The sequence below is a fragment of the Rhizobium sp. Root149 genome (genome assembly GCF_001427345.1).
GTDB classification, from domain to species: Bacteria; Pseudomonadota; Alphaproteobacteria; order Rhizobiales; family Rhizobiaceae; genus Neorhizobium; species Neorhizobium rhizoryzae.
In genome coordinates this window covers 1-20150 of record NZ_LMGD01000003.1, presented here as the reverse complement: position 1 = coordinate 20150, position 20150 = coordinate 1, and the positions used below count along the sequence as shown (strand labels likewise).

At 55.1% G+C, this 20150-nt stretch carries 13 protein-coding genes and 1 tRNA gene; 8 read left to right on the top strand and 6 right to left on the bottom strand.

Annotation, left to right across the window (positions count from 1 at the left end):
• Positions 1–447: 447 nt before the first annotated feature.
• The 4 genes from ASD54_RS04325 to ASD54_RS04310 all read left to right on the top strand — a co-directional run bounded on the left by ASD54_RS04325 (position 448) and on the right by ASD54_RS04310 (position 5481).
• On the top strand, positions 448–1407 hold the full coding sequence (locus tag ASD54_RS04325) for a GNAT family N-acetyltransferase (RefSeq protein WP_162249546.1): 960 nt from the start codon (positions 448–450) through the stop codon (positions 1405–1407).
• Positions 1408–1524: 117 nt separating this feature from the next.
• Complete coding sequence (locus tag ASD54_RS26790) at positions 1525–2952, top strand: hypothetical protein (protein ID WP_062553401.1); 1428 nt, start codon at positions 1525–1527, stop codon at positions 2950–2952.
• On the top strand, positions 2952–4430 hold the full coding sequence (locus tag ASD54_RS04315; RefSeq protein WP_062553400.1) for an oligosaccharide flippase family protein: 1479 nt from the start codon (positions 2952–2954) through the stop codon (positions 4428–4430). The genes ASD54_RS26790 and ASD54_RS04315 overlap by 1 nt, the downstream gene beginning before the upstream one ends.
• 70 nt (positions 4431–4500) lie before the next feature.
• The gene (locus ASD54_RS04310) at positions 4501–5481 is read left to right on the top strand and encodes a glycosyltransferase (RefSeq protein WP_062553399.1); all 981 of its coding nucleotides are present in this window, start codon (positions 4501–4503) and stop codon (positions 5479–5481) included.
• A 41-nt stretch (positions 5482–5522) separates the two neighbouring features.
• Here the strand turns inward: ASD54_RS04310 and ASD54_RS04305 are convergent, their stop codons facing one another.
• The 3 genes from ASD54_RS04305 to ASD54_RS04295 form a co-directional block, all read right to left on the bottom strand.
• Entirely contained in the window at positions 5523–6509 is a 987-nt protein-coding gene (locus tag ASD54_RS04305) for a glycosyltransferase (RefSeq protein WP_062553398.1), read from the bottom strand.
• A complete protein-coding gene (locus ASD54_RS04300) occupies positions 6493–7461 on the bottom strand; it encodes an NAD(P)-dependent oxidoreductase (protein WP_244484671.1) in 969 nt (322 codons plus the stop codon). Before ASD54_RS04300 ends, ASD54_RS04305 begins: the two co-directional genes overlap by 17 nt.
• 70 nt (positions 7462–7531) lie before the next feature.
• A complete protein-coding gene (locus ASD54_RS04295; protein WP_082547073.1) occupies positions 7532–8686 on the bottom strand; it encodes a glycosyltransferase in 1155 nt (384 codons plus the stop codon).
• Between the two features lie 214 nt (positions 8687–8900).
• On the opposite strand from ASD54_RS04295, the gene ASD54_RS25950 reads away from it, so the two are divergent.
• Positions 8901–9791, top strand: coding sequence for a PIG-L family deacetylase (locus ASD54_RS25950; RefSeq protein ID WP_082547072.1), 891 nt, complete (start codon positions 8901–8903; stop codon positions 9789–9791).
• A 30-nt stretch (positions 9792–9821) separates the two neighbouring features.
• On the opposite strand, the gene ASD54_RS04280 is transcribed toward ASD54_RS25950, so the two are convergent.
• Positions 9822–11591, bottom strand: coding sequence for an alpha/beta hydrolase (locus ASD54_RS04280; protein ID WP_162249545.1), 1770 nt, complete (start codon positions 11589–11591; stop codon positions 9822–9824).
• Between the two features lie 425 nt (positions 11592–12016).
• Here ASD54_RS04280 and ASD54_RS04275 point away from each other — a divergent pair, with 425 nt between their 5' ends.
• The 3 genes from ASD54_RS04275 (at position 12017) to ASD54_RS04265 (ending at position 17740) form a co-directional block, all read left to right on the top strand.
• Entirely contained in the window at positions 12017–12952 is a 936-nt protein-coding gene (locus ASD54_RS04275) for a recombinase family protein (protein WP_062553394.1), read from the top strand.
• 182 nt (positions 12953–13134) lie between these two features.
• A complete protein-coding gene (locus tag ASD54_RS04270; protein WP_062553393.1) occupies positions 13135–17526 on the top strand; it encodes a cadherin-like domain-containing protein in 4392 nt (1463 codons plus the stop codon).
• Between the two features lie 124 nt (positions 17527–17650).
• A tRNA-Ser gene (locus tag ASD54_RS04265) sits at positions 17651–17740 on the top strand.
• 254 nt (positions 17741–17994) lie between these two features.
• Here ASD54_RS04265 and ASD54_RS04260 read toward each other — a convergent pair.
• Both ASD54_RS04260 and ASD54_RS26785 read right to left on the bottom strand, forming a co-directional pair.
• Positions 17995–19131, bottom strand: a complete 1137-nt coding sequence (locus ASD54_RS04260; RefSeq protein ID WP_062553392.1) for a Fic family protein — start codon at positions 19129–19131, stop codon at positions 17995–17997.
• A gap of 274 nt (positions 19132–19405) precedes the next feature.
• A partial coding sequence (locus ASD54_RS26785) for a DUF6880 family protein (protein WP_348272039.1) occupies positions 19406–20150 on the bottom strand: 745 nt, incomplete at its 5' end.

Below are 20150 nucleotides of genomic sequence, written 5' to 3'. Positions count from 1 at the left end.
CGTGCTGCAACAGAAGTCGTATCGTTTTTGACACCCTATTATTAGGGTCTTAACATAACTTTTACCGGAATAAGGGGAATCATCTTTTACGGGAGAAACTGAACCATGTTCACGTTCTCGCGTTCCCTCGGCGTCATGGAGAGAGGCTATTTGAACCCTCACATCGCCGGACATGCCACCGCAAGGATGGGGAATATAGGCGTCCACCCATAAGTCTTGAGAGGAGTCATCATGGCGCCGTCATCGGGAAAGTCGGCTTTCGAAGTTCGTCGTCACGATAGGTTCGATGCAGTCTCCGATCTTTGGTCCCGGTTTCAGCAAGAGGGCACGTCCACAGCGTTTCAACATGTGCGGTGGTTACAAGCCGTAGCTGACCAGCTTTCAGGCAAAGCAAACGAAAAACCCTGTTTCCTCGAAATCTGCGATGCACATGCCGGAGCACCGTTGATGCTCCTTCCTCTCGTCGTGACAACACAGTCCGGATGCAAGGTTCTGACGTTTCTGGGTTATGCGGTCAGTGATATCAGCGCTCCCTTGATGGCGCCGGGCTATGTGTTTCCGGAGGAGGCCGGGCCTGCCCTGTGGGACGCCATACAAGCGGCTCTCCCTCCCGCAGATCTTGTCATCATCGATCAGATCCCTGCCCTTCTCCGTCACATCAGAAATCCGCTCGCATGTCTTCCGCACCTGGAAGCAGCCGATAGACAAAGTTTTGACGTTGCAATCGATGGCGAACCGGATCTCGTCGTCGACCGTCTGGTCAACAACCAGACGCGACGGATCCTCAAGACATCCCAGCGCCGGATGAGCGAAAGGGGGGAAATCCGTTTTCTGGTCGCAGAGACCCCTGAAGACATAGAGCTTCTCTTTCCCATCATGGTTCGGCAGCGCCTGGATCGTTTTCGGGAACTGGGCCGTTTCGATTTCCTCGAACGGCCTGAAATCCAGGCCTTCTACAGGCAGGCGGCTCTTTCAAGTCTGGATGGCAAGGGTCCCGTCCGGCTGTTCGGCCTTTCTGTCGGCGGTACCTGGATTGCCACGACCTATACCCTCGTTCATGCCGGAACCATCCATTTGACCATCGTGGCCATGGCAGACTCATCCTGGCATTCCTGTTCTCCCGGGATGGCCATCATCTCCCGATATATCCGCTGGGCCCGCCAGCAAGGCGTCACGCTTGTTGATTTCTCGATCGGCGAGCTTGCCTACAAGGTCGGATTTGGGGGAGAGCCTCGCGATCGATACAGACTGTGCATACCTTTGACGGTGAAGGGCCGTATTCTCCTGGCCGTCAGGAAGAAGGTGGCCCGCCTGAAACAAGGTATCAAGGAAAACGAAACCCTCTCGCGTTTCGTTCGACGCGGCATACAGATCTACCGCAATCGTGGACAGTCCGGGTCACCTTGACGTGAGCGGGACAAGGCAATCCATTCCGTTAAAAAAGAATTCAGCGCCATGTGATTTAAGTCGTCAGATGCAGCGAAATGAACCAGGCCAGAAACACTGCCTGGCAAAGGGCGCAAGATGACATTCATACCCATAGCAATTTTCTGGGTTCTGCTCCTTCTTGCCCTGATCAGCCGCGGACCCCTGATCTTCATTCTTCTGTTCTGCTCCATGTCGTTCGGCTCTCTTTCTGTCATTCCGCCCGAACTCGCACAGAAATTCAGTTTCACGCCTCCTCCTATCGTCGCTCTCGCGATCATCTTCAAATATGCCGGTGGAGCCAATGGGCTTTCGCGCATGCTGGAGATAGCATTGCGGCCGGCTCAATGCCTGCTTCTGTTCCTGTTCTGGCTGGTCACGGCATGGGTTACCTATTTCATGCCGCGCATCTTTGCCGGCAGCGTGATGGTCATTCCGATGCGTCTCGAGCAGGCAACGGATGGCGTGCCCTTGTATCCAACGCCGCAGAACATTTCGCAGCTTCTCTACCTGACGATCTCGATCGTAACGGTCATTGCATGCGCCCTGTGTTTTCGCTCGCCTACTATACGCCAGCAGGCACTCGTCGGAATGTGTGCCGGTGGTGCGATGATCGTCTTTACCGGTCTTCTCGATCTGGCGGGTCTGGGGCCCTATCTCGATATCTTTCGCACGGCCACCTATGATTACCTGACCAATGTCGAGATTGCCGACGTCAAGCGTGTTGTCGGCCTGATGCCGGAAGCCTCCACCTACGGATCGCTGGCCGTCACCTTTCTGACGGCAATCTACTTCTTCCGGCGTGCGATCGAAGCTCAATGGATCAGGAGGATCGTTGCGCCCTGCCTTGTCGCCCTGCTGATTGTCTTCTCGCTTCTTTCAACCTCTTCGGCTGCCTATGCAGGCCTGGCGATATTCGGGGCCATCGCCTCGATCGAGTGGGTATGGCGACTTTTCAGCACACGAGAAGGCGACATTGCCCGGGAAGGGCTGCATGTCGAATTCTGGGCTATCGTCCTCGGCTTCGCAGCGATCTACATCCTTTACATGCTGGTCCCGGCGCTCTTTGATCCGTTCGTCAGGCTCGTCGATACCATCATTTTCCAAAAGACAGATTCCGACTCCTATCGAGAGCGAAGCATGTGGACCGCCGTCTCCTTCGCCGCTCTCATCGATACTTGGGGCCTCGGCGTCGGCATGGGGGCGACCCGCTCATCGAATGGAATTGTTGCAGTCTTCAGCAACTGCGGCGTTCTGGGCGGACTTCTCTATTATGGCTTCATGCTGCAGACCTTCCTGCGCAGAGCGCCTTCCGAGACACAAACGGATGTAGCCCTGCTCAATGCGGTCCGATGCTACCTGCCGCCGGTCTTCATCCTGGGAGCCCTGGCGGGAACCTCTGCGGACTTTGGCATCATGAATGCATGCATCTATGGCATGGCTGCAGCCGTCGCCTGGCCAGCATTCTCCAGAACGGCGTTTTCAGCGCCCCGCTCTCCCCATCCCAAGCAGAAAGCGCTGGCCTGATGGCTGATACTGCAGATCAGGCTCTTTCAAAGCGGACGATCCGTGCTGTTTTCTGGACAGTCGGCGCGCGCCTGCTTTCCCGCGTTCTTGATTTTGCGACGCTTCTTGTTCTTGCGCGTTTTCTGGGCCCGGAGGATTTCGGTCTCGTCGCAACGGCCATGACCATTATTCTCGTTCTGGAAGCCGTTCTGGAATTGCCGCTGAGTTCCGTTCTTGTAAGGCTGCCTGAGATTACCGATTGCGCCTGCAATACCGCGTTCACGCTCGGCCTGTTGCGTGGTCTTGTGCTGACGGCGATCATCGTCGTCCTGTCCTATCCGCTTGCCGCATTCTATGGTGATCAGCGGCTCGTTGCCCTTATCTGCACCCTTGCCCTTGCTCCCGCCTTGCGAGGCATGATCAGTCCGCGGATGGCTGTTTTTGAAAAGGCACTGAACTTCAGACCGCGGGGCATCGTCGAACTGTCCGGAAAAGTGGCGGCGACGGCCGTGGCAATTGCGGTCGCGATTACCCTCGAAAGCTACTGGGCCATTGCCGCCAGCACTTTGACAGCACCGGCCATCATGGCGCTGTCCTCCTATCTGATCGCGCCCATGCGGCCACAACTGACGACGAAAGACTGGCCTCTGTTTTCGGAAATGATCAGCTGGAACCTGGTTTCTCAGACCCTGACGGCGATCAATTGGCAGATCGACCGCTTCTTGCTTCCTCGGTATGTCGATACCTCCTCCTTCGGCCGGTATGCGGCGGCCAATGACCTGGCCTCACTTCCCGCACAGGCACTTGTGGCGCCAGCAACGGGACCACTGATTTCGGCTTTCGTAGCCGCCCGCGAGGAAAATCACCTGAAAGAGACATATCTGAAGGCCAGTGCTGGCTTTACCAGTCTCCTGTTGCCCGTGTTTTTCTTCATTGCACTTTGTCCGGAACCGATCATCCAGTTGCTGCTCGGGCCCAAATGGAGTGCGGCTGCTCCCATTCTCTCTGGGCTCGCCTGGACCTCGGTTTTTGTTATCCCGTCAATACCGATGCTGCCCCTCGCCCTTTCCATGAATCGCTCCCGGGATCTGGCGGCACGATCCTTTGTTGAACTGGCCATCCGCGTTCCGCTTTCGCTCATTGGGGTCATCATGTTCGGAATTCCGGGGGCAATTGTTGCACGAGGCGGAAGCTTTCTGGCCGTCTGTCTCTCTTCTGTAACGCTGATCAGATCCATGGCCGGAGCAACCCTTCGCGAGCAGTTCGGCGTTCTCATGCGCCCGGCTGCGGCTCTTGTTCCGGCAGGCGCCTTTGTTCTGGCCTGCAAGCACTATGTCGGCTTTGACGACCCGCTTCACCTTGAGTTTCTCGCCACCGGTACACTGTTCTGCATCATCTATGTCGTGGCGCTTGGAGCGGCATGGCTGGTGGCGGGTCGTCCTGACGGAATCGAGGAAGCCGCCTTTCGTATGGTCACGCACTACATTCACAAACGATAAAACATTATCGCCCCATATGCAGATGTGCGCCTGCATCCTGGCCTCTCTGTCGAAGAAAGCCTGAACTCCGATGAAAGAAAATGCTGTCGTCTTCGTAACGGACAAAGGTTTCCTCGTTCCATCGCTCGTGGCGGCGCTCCAGGTTCTGGAGCAGCGCGAGGCGTCATCCGCAGCGGATATTGTGGTCGTCCTGATTGATATCGATCAGGGGCTGCACCAGACACTGGAGCGCCTGTTCAATCCGCTTGGGATCAGCTTTTTTGCACTGGATGCTTCGGAATTTCTCCCCTCGGAAGGCGCATTCTTCAACAAGACGCACGTTCCGAAGACCACCTTAGGCCGCCTCGCTTTGCACAAGGTCCTTCCTGATCATTACGTCAATATCGTTTATCTGGATGGCGATATCCAGATCGTGGGCGATATCGGTCCCCTTCTCCGACATCACGTGGCAGCCGGCAAGATTGCGGCGGTCACGGAAGGAAACTGGCTGTGCGAAGGGGACATGGGCCTTTACTGGCCGAAGCATCAGGCCTATATGACTGCGCTTGGCATCACGGATCCACTTGACTACTTCAATGCGGGGATCCTTGCGTTTCGCCTGGATACCTGGAGGGAGATGGCGCCGCGTGCGCTGGCCTATTTCACGAGCTATCCAGAGCGCTGCCTCTACCATGATCAAAGCGCACTGAACGCGGTCTTTCACGGCCACAGGGAATGCCTCTCGCCGATCTATAATTATGCGTCGCTCTATGCGGATCTCAATCTCACAGCCGAGGTAAGCCCCCGGATCATTCATTTCACAGGCGGCAACAAGCCTTGGCACTATGCAGGCCCGCCCTGGAACGGCCGCTTCCTCACCATCTACAGGACTTTTCTGGAGACCTACCCGCAACTGGCCTCTTTCCTGGATCTCAGGTTAAGGCAGGATGCCCGCTCCGCCGGCCTCGATCTGAAAGATCTGATCAGAAACCGCCTTGTTCAGCCCTACAGGCGTCAGCGCCGGCGGGTCAGGCTGCGGCGCTATCTGGCTGAGGGAAAATTCGTCGTCTGACAGTTCTGCACATGAAAGCACTGGACCACGACGTCCGGTTTCTACATGTCCAGAATTTTTCCCGGTACCAGCGTTCCCTGCAAGAGATCTTTGAAGGCAGCCATGTTACCGGCGAGACGACCGCGGCGATCCACCCAGGGTTCCGGCCTGAGTGACTTGAACAGATTGGCCCCGACATTGTGGAGAATGCCGTCCCAGGCCTGAAGCCAGGAAATATTACCTTTTCGTTTGAGGTAGATCCGGTTTGCGACCTGAGAGTATCCCAGTCGCTTGCCGGGCGTTCTTCCCACTTTCGTTCCCATATGGACGCCCCGCAGATGCGAGGCCTTGACGACCCTTCCATAGGCGGCAAGCTCGCGGGAGAAATCCACATCCTCGAGCCAGGCATAGAGGGGTAGATTTTCATCGAAGCGGACGCCGTGGCGACGTGCAGTCGTAAGGCGAATGCACATGTTGCAGCCATAGGCATTGAAGGTTGGACGGACGTTTTTCGGCTTGCGATAGACGTCCTTCGCGAGGATCTCGACCGACTCTTCGTATCCGAGGCCTATCCCTTGCGCGCCATCCCGGACGACAAATCCTGTCGCCACGACAATCGTGGGATCGTCGCAAAGAAGCTGCTTCAGCTCTTCGAGATAGTTGGGAGCCGGAAGAAAATCATCATCCAGAAACAGCATGATATCGGCATCGGAGGCCGCCATGAGGGCGTTTCGCTGATGGGGCAGGCCGACCGGGCCGCTGATGACCCGAACCTCTCCATCATAGGCCGCGATACCCTCCAGATCGACATCGGCAGGTTTGGCGGGGCACACCAGCAACTCGTCCGGCTTCAGGGTCTGCCGATTGAGGAAAAGAATGGTTTGCGTCAGCACATCGCGCCGTCCCGACGTCGCAATGGCAACGGCAATCTTGAGGTTACGGTCGACGGTTTCCATTCCGGCAACGGTATCACGCATGTTCGCCTGCCCCGGCATGGCTCTGTCATATCCCCGAACAGCAGGCTGATCGGCCTTAAACAAAACGCCCATCGCTTTTCGCGCTCCACTGTTCGATTGCATGCGGAAGACGGCCCTTGCTGGCCTTGCCAACGGTTTCGAGCCATCCCGGAACGATATCCGTTGATCGCGTCAGTTTCGCGACCCGATCCGGGTGAATGCCGAGCCCCATGACGGAGAAGGGGCGCAGGAGCATGGCAGCGGTGGTGACGGCGAAGTGCGGGATCATGAATGTCCTGACATTGCGCATATGCCGGTCCCGGAAGGTCTCGACGATCTGCTGCAATGTATAGCGGTCCGGATAGCAGGCATTGAAAAGCACGAACCTTTCTTCGCGCTGTTCGGCAAATGCCAGGGCGTCGAGAAGATCCTCGACGTAGAAACAGGCCTTGATCGTATCCGATCGGCCCGGGTAGACGAAAAAGCCTTTCTTCAAGAGCTTCGCCATCCGGGTGAAGTTGCCACCCTCTCCGGGGCCAAAAATGACCGCAGGCCGGCAGATGACGAGCCGGCGGCTGTCATCTTCCTGCATCCAGGCTTGCTGAATGCGTTCCGCCATGTATTTCGACCAGCCATAGGGCGTTTGTGGCGCGGGTGCCGACGCTTCCGACTTTGTTTCCTCGCCGGGTCCATAGACGGAGATCGAGCTTGTGAAGACGATTTCGCGGATATCCAGTCGGCGCGCCAGGGCGGTTACTGAATTGGCTCCGAGAATGTTCGTTTCGTAGTACTGGTGATCCGGATGACCGGGTGTCGTATGGATAGCGGCAAGATTATAGATGCGGTCAATGCGCATGCCCGGGTCGAAGTCGCCGAGATCGCGCACGTCACCCAGACGGTAGTCGACACCATCGAGCTTTTCCCGAGGAGGCTTGATGTCGAGCGAAACGACACCGCCACCTTCTGCAGCTAGCCTGCGTATCAGGTGCGTGCCGATGAACCCGGATCCGCCCACGACCAGTGAATTCTTAGGATGTTCCATCATGGAAAAGCCTTGTGGATGAAGTGAACCCGCTTACAGACTGCGTGAGCGGCACATGCTGCAACACCCCGTATCATACGGGGTGTTGCTCTTTCTTGTTGGTCGGCACCTGGCGATCTTCATGGCCTGATACCTCAGGGGATAGGGAAAGCTCTGGAACATGCGCGAGATACTGGCGTAGCTCTTTTTCGAAACGGCCAGAGTCGAACTTCATGGCATGAGCCCTGATTTCGAATGGACGGAACTGCGCGCAGCTTTTCTCGAATTCTTCCAGCGCAGCGACAAGAGCCTCAACCGTCTGTTCGTGGAAGAACATGCCAGTTACCTTGTCGACAACCGTTTCGAGAGCGCCTCCCCGTGCAAAGGCGATCACCGGGCGGCCGCTTGCCATGACCTCCAGCGGCACGATCCCGAAATCTTCTACGCCAGGGTAAAGCAGGGCACGGCAACCTGCGAAGTAGTTTTCCATCTCCACATCGGAAACAGAACCCAGGAAGCGAACCGTGGGGCCTGCCAGACGCTTCAGCTTCTCGGTTGCTCCGTCTCCGATGACAACCAGCGGAAGGCTGAGGCGCGTACAGGCTTCAACAGCGAGTTCGATACGTTTGTAAGGCGTTATTTGCCCAGCGCAGAGATAATAGTCCTTCGGGCCAGGACTGATCTGGAATCGGCTGATATTCACAGGGGGATGGATAACCGTCGATTCACGGCGGTAGAATTTCTTTACCCGCTTTGCCACGTAATCGGAATTCGTGATGAAATGGTCGACGCGATGGGCCGTCGTAACATCCCATTGCCGAAGCGCAGGTGCTGTCAAGGCCAGCATGGAGCGGGCGAGAAAACCTGCCTCCGCCATGTATTGCGGATAAAGATCCCAGATATAGCGCATGGGAGAGTGGCAGTAGCAGATATGCACCGCGTCCGGCCGGGTTATAATTCCCTTTGCAGGGCCAGCCTCGCTGGAGATGACCAGATCATATCCGGTCAGATCAAGCGACTCGAGAGCAAAAGGCATGAGCGGCAACATCTTTTGATAATGTTTGCGCCCTCCCAGCTTCTGCAGGAATGAGGTCTTGATATCGTGACGAAGCAATTTTTCAGAAAGCTTCGAACGATCGACCACAAGGGTAAAGATATCGGCCTGCGGGAAGATATCGCAGAACGTCTCCAGGACACGTTCGCCGCCCCGCATTCCTACAAGCCAATAATGTACCAGTGCGACTCTCATTATGAGACCTGCCTAATTCGTCTACAGCTCCTTTCATAATCTACTCAAATTTAGATACTGCTAATCAGAATGCTCCGTTTTGGGTAAGCTGATAAAGGGAAGATTAACCATCTCCGTTTGACCAATTTTTTGTTTTGTAATAAATGATATTCAATCTTATCTATAACATGAAATGCATAGACTAATCCTCACATGTGAAGCATAGGATAGAGTTTTGCCTCAAGAATATGAAAAATATAATTCTTTAACAAAGAATGATTTTGCAGGATGCGTTATTGTTGTCGCGCACCCAGACGATGAAGTTCTATGGGCGAGTTCTATTTTGAGGACGGCAAAAAAGATCATCGTTTGCTATCAGGAAACGGATCAAAGTCAAAAGGTGTCAGCAGGACGGATAGAGCTTCTTAGAAGCTTTCCTCTGGATAATGTCGTTTGCCTTAAAATAAAGGAATCCAATACATATCAAACAACCAGTTGGCGAAAACCTACTGAAAGTGAGTATGGCATCTATTGCAGCCGTAATAGTCGTGCGTATATTGTCAATTTTCATCTTCTGGTTGATCTTCTGAAGGATCATATTGATGCTGACGATATTGTCGTAACCCATAATCCTTGGGGCGAATATGGGCATGAAGAGCATGTCCAGGTCTATCGAGCGGTTACAAGACTGCAGAAAGACCGGCATTTTCGCCTTTTCGTTACAGGCTATGTGGGCGATCGGGTCATTCATTTCATGGAGCAGAATACCGATCGGCTGGGGCAGGCAAGCAGCCTCTTTGCAATTGACAAGAGCCTGTGTCACGCGCTCAAGCGTCATTATCAATTGCATGATTCATGGACATGGGACGACAATTACGAATGGCCGGATTTCGAATGTTTTTATGAAGTTCTGAGGCCTGACGCAGCTTTGCGTCCCCCTTCGGGTACGCTGTCTTCCATGCCGGTGAACGTTATATGGCTGGATGGCCCCCTGCCCTTGTGGCGTCGATTGTTCCGAAAGATCAAACGCAGGATCCTAGCGATACCGGAGGTAATTTCGCGCGTTGCTTCCGGCAAGCTGAACGATGCCGCCCTGGGGATCTGCCTGCCACTTCTGATCCTCTGAAGCCTGCTGGTGCTGATGTCGATCTTGGCGTCAGGACAGTTTGTGTACCATTTCGAGGAGTTCCATGCGGTAGCTTTCGAACGCGTGGGGCGGCGTGAAATTATGATCCGCCTTCTCGACGATCTTGTAGTCGACGTTTGCATAGGACTTCAGGCGTTCGCCACCCTTCTGGAAGAAATGATTGAATTCTACCAGGCCGACATCGTTTTCGCTGTAAATCAAAGTCAAAAGCGTGGAACGTCTGGCAAGAGCGCGAAACGCCGCATAAACTGAACGCTCTCGTCGGTTCAGTCCGCCGACCAGATGCGCAACTGGCGAGGCTGCGGCGCGCACTCCGGCCCTTACGACCTGCTTCAGTTTGCCTGCGACATCGACCTCTCCCCGCAGGACGCGTTGCCATGCTCCCTTTTGCCGAAGACGCGCGTAATAATGATCGGCAGAACGATCGAGCGGGGATCGCAAGGCCTCATCGACAGATTTGCCTTGCGGCCATTCGAAGACCAGCGGGTTGACGATGACTGCGCCATCGAGATCGGCGATCGCGAGCGCAGACCGGAAACCCAGATAGGCAGCGCTGCACCTGCCGGTGGCAATGATGGCATGGTCAGGCTGTTCGCTCTTGATCAGCTTTACCGCTTCCGCCACATCCAGAACCTGTTTCTCGCTGTAAAGAACCTGGGCCTCGGATTGTGGCGCTGAGGGACTGTCCGCTATATTGGCGCAGTCGAAACGCAGGGACGATATGCCCTCTTTCGCAAGGCTGCGGGCCAGCCGAACCGATGTTCTGGCCCAGCCCCACATGGGCTCATATCCGGCGGAAATCAGCAGGACTGTCGCATTGCGTTTTGGGATGTCCGGGCTTGGAGTACACAAAATTCCGAACAGCCTCTGTTCATTGCCAAATCGCAAGGGACGTTCAGAAAAGTGGCTTTCGCTGTTCAGACCTGTGGTGCGCTGTGCCGTGGCGGCCTGTCTCGTTTCGGACGAGATGCAATCCTGCACCCACGAGATAAGCTGGTCAACGACATCCTGGGGCACCGATGCGACGGTTGGATCGGTCGTCAATGTCTCATAGGACGTGAAATTTCTGACAGTCGTAGCGCAGCCTCTGGCCTCCAGATCGGCTGCCAGATCCTGATCCCCTGGGTTCTCCTCGCGCTTGAAGACGATCGCTCTTGCGGGACGAAAGCCCTCCATCTTCGTCAGGCTGATCTTCTTCAGATCGTTGACAATCTTCGCGGGCAAATCGAGGCCGGCAATCGACAGGCCATCCGCTTGCGGCTCGGGCAGCTCTACTTCCAGCTTTTCGCGAACGACGTGCGACATCATGGACAATTCCCGGACAAAGGAACGTCCTGTCACCGCCGGAGCGAGAAGTGCGATTGCGCCTATATCCTGCCTGCGTTGACAGGCGCTGGCCGCCACAAGGGCTCCTACGCCCTGTGCTATCACAATGATGGACTGACAGTTTGACAAACGCTTGAGCTCATCTGCCGCCGCTTCGAATGCCAGGATCCAGCTTTCGAACCCAAGGACTGCTGCAGCTTCATCCAGTGCGTTGCCTGTGCCGGGATAGTCGAAACGGAAGCTTCCAATTCCAGCGTCGCCAAGTGTTTCGGCAATGATCCGCCGCATTCGGCGGGTGCACATGTCTTCGAGCCCCCAGGGATTACAAAACAGGACGGCGGTCGAATGTGCGCGTCCTTGGGGCTGCTCGTAAAGTCCTATGGTTCCTGCCAAGGCAAAAGGCTCAGCGGCCGAACGGGGCGCAACGCTTTCAGGATTTCTTGCACTCGTCATCAGGTCCATCTGTATCCGGCCTTATCTAATTGATCCGTCACATTAGCCGGAGATTGGTTGCTGAATGTTGAGCAAACGGAGACCTATATCACTGCTCATTTTTGTGGCATGACTGAAGCAAGTTTTTCGTAAAATTATTGAATTAATTCAATGATATAATCAATAAATAGTCCGTATCTTACAATTAAAGTCTGTTAGGTTGGATTAATCTGGATGGGGCCGGATTATGGTGCCTGATGATTTTTCTACTAGGGCGGTAAGGCGTCGTCTGCGGGTTTTCGCTTCGTTTAAAAGCATCCAATCTTCATGAATGCGTGCGAGCCGGTCTTCAACAAGACACTCATTGCAGATAAAACACGTTTAGAAAGGAACGTTTTCTGGCGTCTTCTTTATTTGTACAATTCGATGGAAGCTCTTGGAAAATCATGGTTCGAACCCGCATTTCTCCTGTCCCCACCCCCTCGCAAAGGCTGATTGGCTATGCCCGCGTTTCAACCGAAGAGCAGTTGAACGATGCGCAGGTCGACGAATTGCGAATGGCAGGCTGTCAGATCATTCACCAGGAACAGGGTTCCGGTGCGTCACGCTCAAGACCGGTGCTTGGCAAGCTCCTGAAGGAGCTACAGGCAGGCGATGTGCTTGTCGTGGTGAGGCTCGACCGGCTGGCGCGCTCTGTCAGTCACTTGCTCGATGTCATCGAAGATCTCGAAAAGCGGGGTGTTCACTTTCGTTCATTGCGTGATCCGATCGACACATCGACGCCCCAGGGCATGTTTTCCCTGCAGGTTCTGGGTGCCGTGGCACAGCTGGAGCGGGCGCTGATCGCAGAGCGTACGAAATCCGGCATGAAGGCGGCGAAGGCACGGGGGCGGCTGGCTGGCAATCCGGGTCTGCGGGAACGGAGGCCGGATGCGATCCGGGCTATCTCCGCCGCGCGGGACCGCGCCTATCTCGAGGAGCTTCTTGTGTCCGTGCAGACATGGTTGCCAGCAGTGCGCAAGCTGAGACCTCAACACAGCTGGGACGATACGGTGCGGATTCTCAACAATCGCGGTCACGACTGGACTGTCGAGCGTCTTCGCAGGGCAGTGCACAGGCTCGTGCGTGAAAGACTTGCCGAGCCTGAACTTCTTGCGCGCACTCCGAGACGAGCAACGCAGGATCATTTGATGCGGCTTGTGGCAGGCATCGCAATCGCGGATCCCGATCTCTCATTGAGAGATATTGCAGCCCAACTTGATCAGATGCGGGAGCGTCCGCCGCGCGGTGGTCGAAAATGGCAGGCTTCCTCCGTCAAAATGCTTCTGGATGAAGCCAGAAAGCTGGGGTTGATACAGGGAGTGGGCATTGCAGAGCGATAAGCTGACCGCACCAGCAGAGAGCGCAGTGCTCTGGAATCGGCCACTTTCATCAACAAGCGTTTAGGAAAATCGCGACCGTTGGCTCCAGTTCGCATTTTAGTTGCAGCACTACTAATATAGGGCCATACCAAAACCTGACGAATATTCAGTTTCACTGCATAGGCAGTGCGTCGGGGGGAATCATGGCCGGTAGCCTGGAAGGCATCACTGTCAAAATCACGCTGGAATTAACAGGGTGGTTCGAAACGCTCATCCCGATTTCAGCTAAAACAGTGACGATTGGCAGCGGTGTAGAGCTTGAACAGAGTTTTTCGTCCAGGATCCTGTCCGTCTACGATGACAGCAATATTCCAAAGCCGGTTCCAGGACCCAATGGGCTTCTGACCGGGACTTTGAAAGTCGATATTTCCGACAATGCAGTGTTTGCGCAATTCAGCGGTCAGGCTCAACCAGCGGGCTTCAAGATCACCATTGAAAACCTGGCCCCTGTGGGTGTCGCGCCCGGCACGGTTGCCATGGCGGGGCAGATGAATGGCGTAAATATTGTCAACGCGCCGACCTATTCAGCGCAAACGAAGGTGCTGAAGCTCGATTGGATGACGCTCGGCTTCCAGCCTGGCACAGTCATCAACCAGACCGTGTTTTATGACAATAAACTTCAGGATGCTCCCATAGCAGCCAATGACATTTTCGCGGTCGATGTCGGCAAGCCGCTGACAGGTGCCAATATTCTTGCAAACGATAAGGATCTGGACAATCTGGGAAGCGCTTTCGGCATCGTTGACACCATGACGGTGAGCCAGATCAATGGGGTGAGCTTTACACCGGGAAGCTGGATCGATCTTTCCCAGGGCGGGCAGATCACCATGACGGGTGATGGAAAGCTGCAGTTCCGCGATGATGGTGACTTCAAGGATCTGGCACGCGGCGTCACGCGAGCAACCAGTTTCGAATATACCGTGTCGGATTCAACCGGGCTGACCTCCAAGGCAACGGCAACAATCAATGTGACAGGCGTCAACACTGCGCCCTCCCTCTCGGTTGCTGCCGCGATCACCACATCTGAAAACAGCAATGCGATTGCCGTTTCGGGTCTGCAGGTCAGCGATGTCGATGGGGATGGGCAGACCGTTAGCTTGAGTGCCGGAAAGGGTGCGCTTTCGCTGGGCAGCACGGCCGGTTTGACCGGAGATCTGAATGGCACAGATGGAACGCTAAGTTTCTCGGGATCGCTGGCATCGGTCAATGCTGCCCTTGCCAGCTTGAGCTACACGCCTACCCCTAACAAGACAGGGGCGGATACAATCAGCGTCCAGACAAGGGATGCCAATGCGACTGTTACAAGCTCTATCGGGGTCACAATCGCCGATGTTGCACCTGTCCTCAGTGCGAAAACTGTTCAGGTAGCGGAAAACTCTGCCAATGGCACGGAAGTGCCTACCAATCCTGTCACTGGCGATACCAATGGGCTGACCTATTCCATCCTGTCCGGCAATACGAGCGGCGCCTTTGCCATCGATGCCTCTACGGGCTTGTTGACGGTGGCCGATACAACCAAACTCAATTTCGAGACCACGCCTTCGTTTGTGCTGGAAATCGGGGTTGACGATGAAGATGCAGATCTTCTGCCAAACAGTACCGCTAGCGTCACGATCAACCTGACGGATGTCAATGAAAATCCGACCGGCATCGCGCTGAGTACCACCACGGTTGCACAGAGCGCCGCCAAGGCATCTGCCGCCATCGCAACATTGTCCGGCACGGATCCGGATGCTGGCAGCACGCTTGCCTACGCGCTGGTCAGCGGGGCGGGCGACACCAGTAACAACAAGTTTGTCATCGATGGGGAAACTCTCAAGGCTCAGGCAGATCTTGCCGCAGGCACCTACAATGTGAGGGTCCGCACGACCGATGACGGCAATCTTTCGCTGGAAAAGGCAGTTACAATTACTGTGACCGATGATGTCGGCCCGAGCGTACAGAGTGTCAGCGCACCTGATGCTGCCCTGAAAATCGGTGATGCCATGACTGTCACCATTACCGCTGGGGAGGCAGGTTTGAGCCTGCACAGCGCAACAGTGAATGGCAAGGCCCTGACCGGTTTCACCGACAAGGGAAATGGTACCTATACTGCGACATACACGGTGGCAGAAGGCGATATCTCTCGCACAGCGTCGGAGACGATACCTGTTGAAGTCGTTCTCAAGGATGCGGCAGGAAACCTGTCTGCACCTTATACCAGCCCTATCGATAATCCCGGCGACGGGCTTGATGCGACAAGGCCCGCAGCTGCGGTTCCTGCACTGACGGCAGCAAGCGATACAGGTCTTTCCTCAACCGATGGCCTGACCCATGCGTCTACGCAAATATTCACCGGAACGGGGGAAGACGGGGTAACCGTCAAGCTGATGAACGGGCAGATCGAGCTTGCCTCAACCGTTATTACAGGTGGTTCGTGGAGTGCTTCTACCGCGTTGAGTGAGGGCCTGCACACCATAACGGCTATCTATACCGATCCTGCCGGCAACAGCGCGACATCCCTTGCCAAGACGGTCACCATCGACCAAACAGGCCCAACGGCTCTCGACGACGCCGGAAACCATGATTTGCGCTCATTCGCTTCGCTTTTGCCGAATGCGATGACGAATGATACCGATGCTGTTCGTGTGGTTGCTGTCGGCAACCTTTCCTCCAACCTCGGCAAGGCGATAGCGGGAACAACGGGCGGCAGCTTTACCATCGCTGCGGATGGTGATGTTACCTTCGATGCAGGCAATGCATTCGATGCGCTCACGTCAGGCGAGACAGCCGTCACACAGGTTGCCGTTACTGTGAGTGACGCCGCAGGGAATGAAGCGGCTTCGAACTATAGCGTTACGGTAACCGGCAGGAATGATGCACCTGTCCTGGCCACCAACAAGCCTCTTGCCCTTGCGGCAGGCACCACGGGCACCATTACCGGCACGCTGCTGAAGACAGCCGATATTGATAGTGCAGCTTCCAGTCTGGAATACACGGTTACGGCCATTCCGGCGCAGGGGAAGCTCAAACTGGGCTCTGCGGAGCTACAGATCGGTGGCACGTTTACCCAGGCCGATATCGATGCCGGTCTGGTTCAATATGCGGCCGTCGCTTCAGCGGGCGCCCAGTCGTTTGAGTTCTCCGTATCCGATGGTGGCACAGACGGTGCGGCTGCCATTTCCGGGAATACCTTCTCCATAACGGTTGGCTCTCCCCCCGCACCGCCCAGCACGCCGTCGGACCCGACGCCTCCTGTCCAGCCTTCAACGCCTCAGACCACCATTGTTGACGGCGTTCCGGTAACAACGGTCACGACAACTGATCCGAATGGAACCCAGTCCCAGACCATCACCATCCCCACGGTTACTACCCCCAATAATGCGCCAACGGCAGATATTCCTCTCGTCAAGAACACGGATGGCTCCGCCGTTCTATCGGTTGCGGTTCCTGCCGGTGTCGGGTTGACGGTCAGCGGTGCCACCGCACCCACATCGGTTGCCAATTCTTCCAGCCAGTTGACAGCCCAGATCACCAACCAGTTCAAGAGCGCCTCACCGGAACAGGCCAATCTGATCGAGCAGGGAACGAAGTTCCTGGCAGATTTGCCCGCAGGCAGTTCCGTATTGGTCCAGACCATTGTTCCGACCTTGCAGCCTGGTAGTGGCACAAGCGACAAGCCTTTGGTCATTTCCGGAACAGCAGGCACGTCATCCACGGTAACGGCGGTGGTACTGGATGCCTCCGCTCTTCCTCCCGGAACAGTGATTGAATTGAAGAACGTGGCCTTCGCCGCGGTGGTCGGCAATGTAAGCCTTACCGGGGGTGAAGGCTCGCAAACGGTCTTTGCAGACAACGGCTCCCAGTTCATTTTCCTCGGCGCCGATGACGATATCCTGCATGGAGGCGGTGGAGATGATACGATCGGTTCGGCTGGCGGCGATGACAGGATCTTCGGCGAAGCTGGCAATGACGTCGTGTTTGGCGGTTCCGGCAAGAACCTTCTCCATGGCGGTTCTGGAACAGACAGCGCCCGTTATTCCGGCACGGCAAATGATTATGTCATCACGCAAAAAGCTGGCGTTGTGACTGTTGTCTCGAAAAGCGATCCGACGCAGATCGATACTCTTGTAAATGTCGAAAAACTGGTCTTCGACAATGGTAGCCAGGATATTGGTTATGATGCGAACCTTCAGTGGATAGCGGGCCTCTATAAACAGGTCTTCGCTCGCCAAGCCGATATTGGCGGCATTCAGGCATGGGCCGAACAAAACAAGGCAGGCCTGAGCGCCGGAGCAATGGCAATGGCTTTTCTAGGCTCCAAGGAAAGCCAGGACAAGAAGTTCGTCAATTGGTCTTCTGATGGCAAGCCAACACTGAAGCTTCTCTACGAAGCGCTGCTTCACCGGGATGCGGATCCGGCCGGTCTGGCCTTCTGGCAAGGAATGATGGACAAGGGTGCAAACCTATCGGACATCGCCGCGGGCTTTGTTCTGTCTCCGGAAATGCAGGCAAACTACAACATGGCCTCTACCCAATGGGACTTCATTGTCTAAAGCCTGCCGGACTGGCACGATTCATTCATGAAGGTTTTGAGAAATCAGGTAGTTTCTGCCCTTGCCAGTCTTCCGGTTCATTGCTATCAGACGGCGCGCGCAAATCGCGCCGACCAGATTACCCGGAGAGGTGGCTGAGTGGTCGAAAGCACCGCACTCGAAATGCGGCATACGGGCAACCGTATCGTGGGTTCGAATCCCACCCTCTCCGCCATCTTGGACCCTTGGGATGCAAGGGGCCTTACGGTAATCCACTGACCTCTGCTGATGTTTGATTCCACTGTCTAAACCGAGCTAGGCCACGCTCGCGGCATGACCTTGTTTTAAGTCATCGGATGCAAGCGAGGACGAGCACATCGAAAATCTCTCTGTTTTATCCAGCCGCAATTGTACGATGCAACGTTCTGCAACTGCTTAAGTAGTAGCTATCTCTCAGGTAGGCTGGAGAGCGGCGTGTTGGCATCTTACTTACCGACGAAACAAATCAAGATAATCCTTGAAGACGAAAAGACGGTTGCGACGCTGGCCTGTTGCCTCGATCAATATGCCCTGAACAACGAAGTCGTTTATGAGAGATGTCGCTGTGTTAGGGGTTGTCCTTAACGTCCTGGCGAGTGTTTTCACGTCGATAACCGGGCGTGCATATAGTTGGCGCATCAGACTTTGTGCGTTTTCCTGACGACGATGGCTGAAACGCGGCAAAATCTCTCGCTCAATACGCTCCTTAAGCGCGAGAATATCCTTGAATACGGCAGCTGAGGCTCGGGCGGTCTCCTCTACACCGTGCAGAAAAAATATCAGCCAGTCATTCAAATGATTTGCCTGCCTGACTGCCATCAGGTGATCAACATAGGCGGTCTTGTTTCGCTCAAAATAGTCGGAGAGATAAAGTGCTGGTTTGATTAGTAATCTTTCCGAAGCTAAATAAAGAGAAATCAGCAGCCGCCCCAATCGTCCGTTGCCATCCAGAAAAGGATGGACGGTCTCAAACTGGTAGTGGGCTATTGCGATCCGGATGAGCGGCGGTACCATGATGGTGTCGTTGTGCAAGAATTTCTCCAGATCACCCATGAGGCCCGGCACATGGTCGTGATGTGGCGGCACAAAGACCGCATTTTTCAAGCTCACGCCAATCCAGTTCTGGCTGGTGCGAAACTCGCCAGGCAATTTGGCCTTTCCGCGCACGCCTTGTAGTAGAATGGCGTGGGTTTCACGCAGGAGCCGGCTTGACAGGGGCAGCTTCTCGAGGCTGACGATAGCGAAATTAATGGCCTCGATATAATTCTGAACCTCGCTCCAGTCGTCACGTTCCTCCGGCGAAAGATCATCTACTTCTTTAAAGGCATCTTCGATATTAGTCTGCGTGCCTTCTATACGACTGGATTGCGTAGCTTCTTTGGCTACGTACATACTTATAAAAAAGTCGATATCTGGAATGAGCTGAGCAAAAGCATTGAGTTCTCCCAATGCGCGGTCTGCTTGCCCCAACAGCTGCAAAATAGCGGGGTCGGAGACGATCCACTGGTGATTTATGGTTGTGGGCAGGAAACTGCGATAGGCGTGCTGCTGCTCATGATGTCCTGACTGATAATCCGCAGTGTTCATATGTCAGAAACTCGTGTTTTTTTACAATAAGAGAATCCATATGTCAGATTTCACGCAAAGGCAAAAGCTTATCTCAGATAAACTGACTGTTTCTGACATTACGGAATGCGCTATGTCAGAATCCGCCGCGCTCCAACCTTGTCGGCAGTCTAAAAACCATTCGGGGGATAGGCTGCTCCCAGCAAGAGCATCCTACGCCTGATCGTCAACACGCAATGGAGATCTCCTTGGCGACAATCTAAAAGGTCAGAGGACGTCGGTGACCCAAGCGCAGTCATCGCATTGAATTCCAGAACCCTGATTTTCGGCCATGTCTATGTTTGAGATCCATGACATAGGCCTCATGCGACCGGAGGTCACCAAAATCCTCTATTCGTGTCGCGAGAGACCGGCATTCGGCGAGGTGTCGTACTGCGTACTTGTATCTGCTCGACCGACTACTCTCTAACGTAAAGTCGATCATGGAACGCAGCACGATGGTTGCGGCCACAGGATGCTTTGCCGAGAGCATCTCGGCAGCCGCGGTCATCACCTCGTAGAGATCACCGTCCAGCTCGGTCGCCCGGTTCGTCACGAGCTTCGCTGCCTCTGCAGGCGAGGCCCACCTCAGGAAGAAAGTGAGGGCGCAATTTGCATCCGGAAATGCCTGGACGAATGCAAAAGCCTTTTCCTCGGCTTCGATATCATCGAAATCCGGAAGCCGTCTGAGATAAGCGCGCAGGTGCTCGTCATTCAGCGACCGCTCGAAGCATCTCCAGCGAAAATCCTGCGCTTCCTCGTTGCGCTCTAGGGCTTCCAGTGCCTCGATGCGCGCCAGTTCCCACTTGAACGGAAGATCCGTCCGGCCTTTCACCTCAACCCTATCCAGCGCCTTGACAGCCTCTTCGGCTCGTCCCGCTGAGATCAGGCGGTTGGCAATGTCAGCTGCGACCATAGGAGCGCTGCGGGTTTTCTCCGGCTGTTGGGCGATATAGGCGTCCACATCGTTCTGGGTGTCAGCAATTTCCTGCAGAGCAATG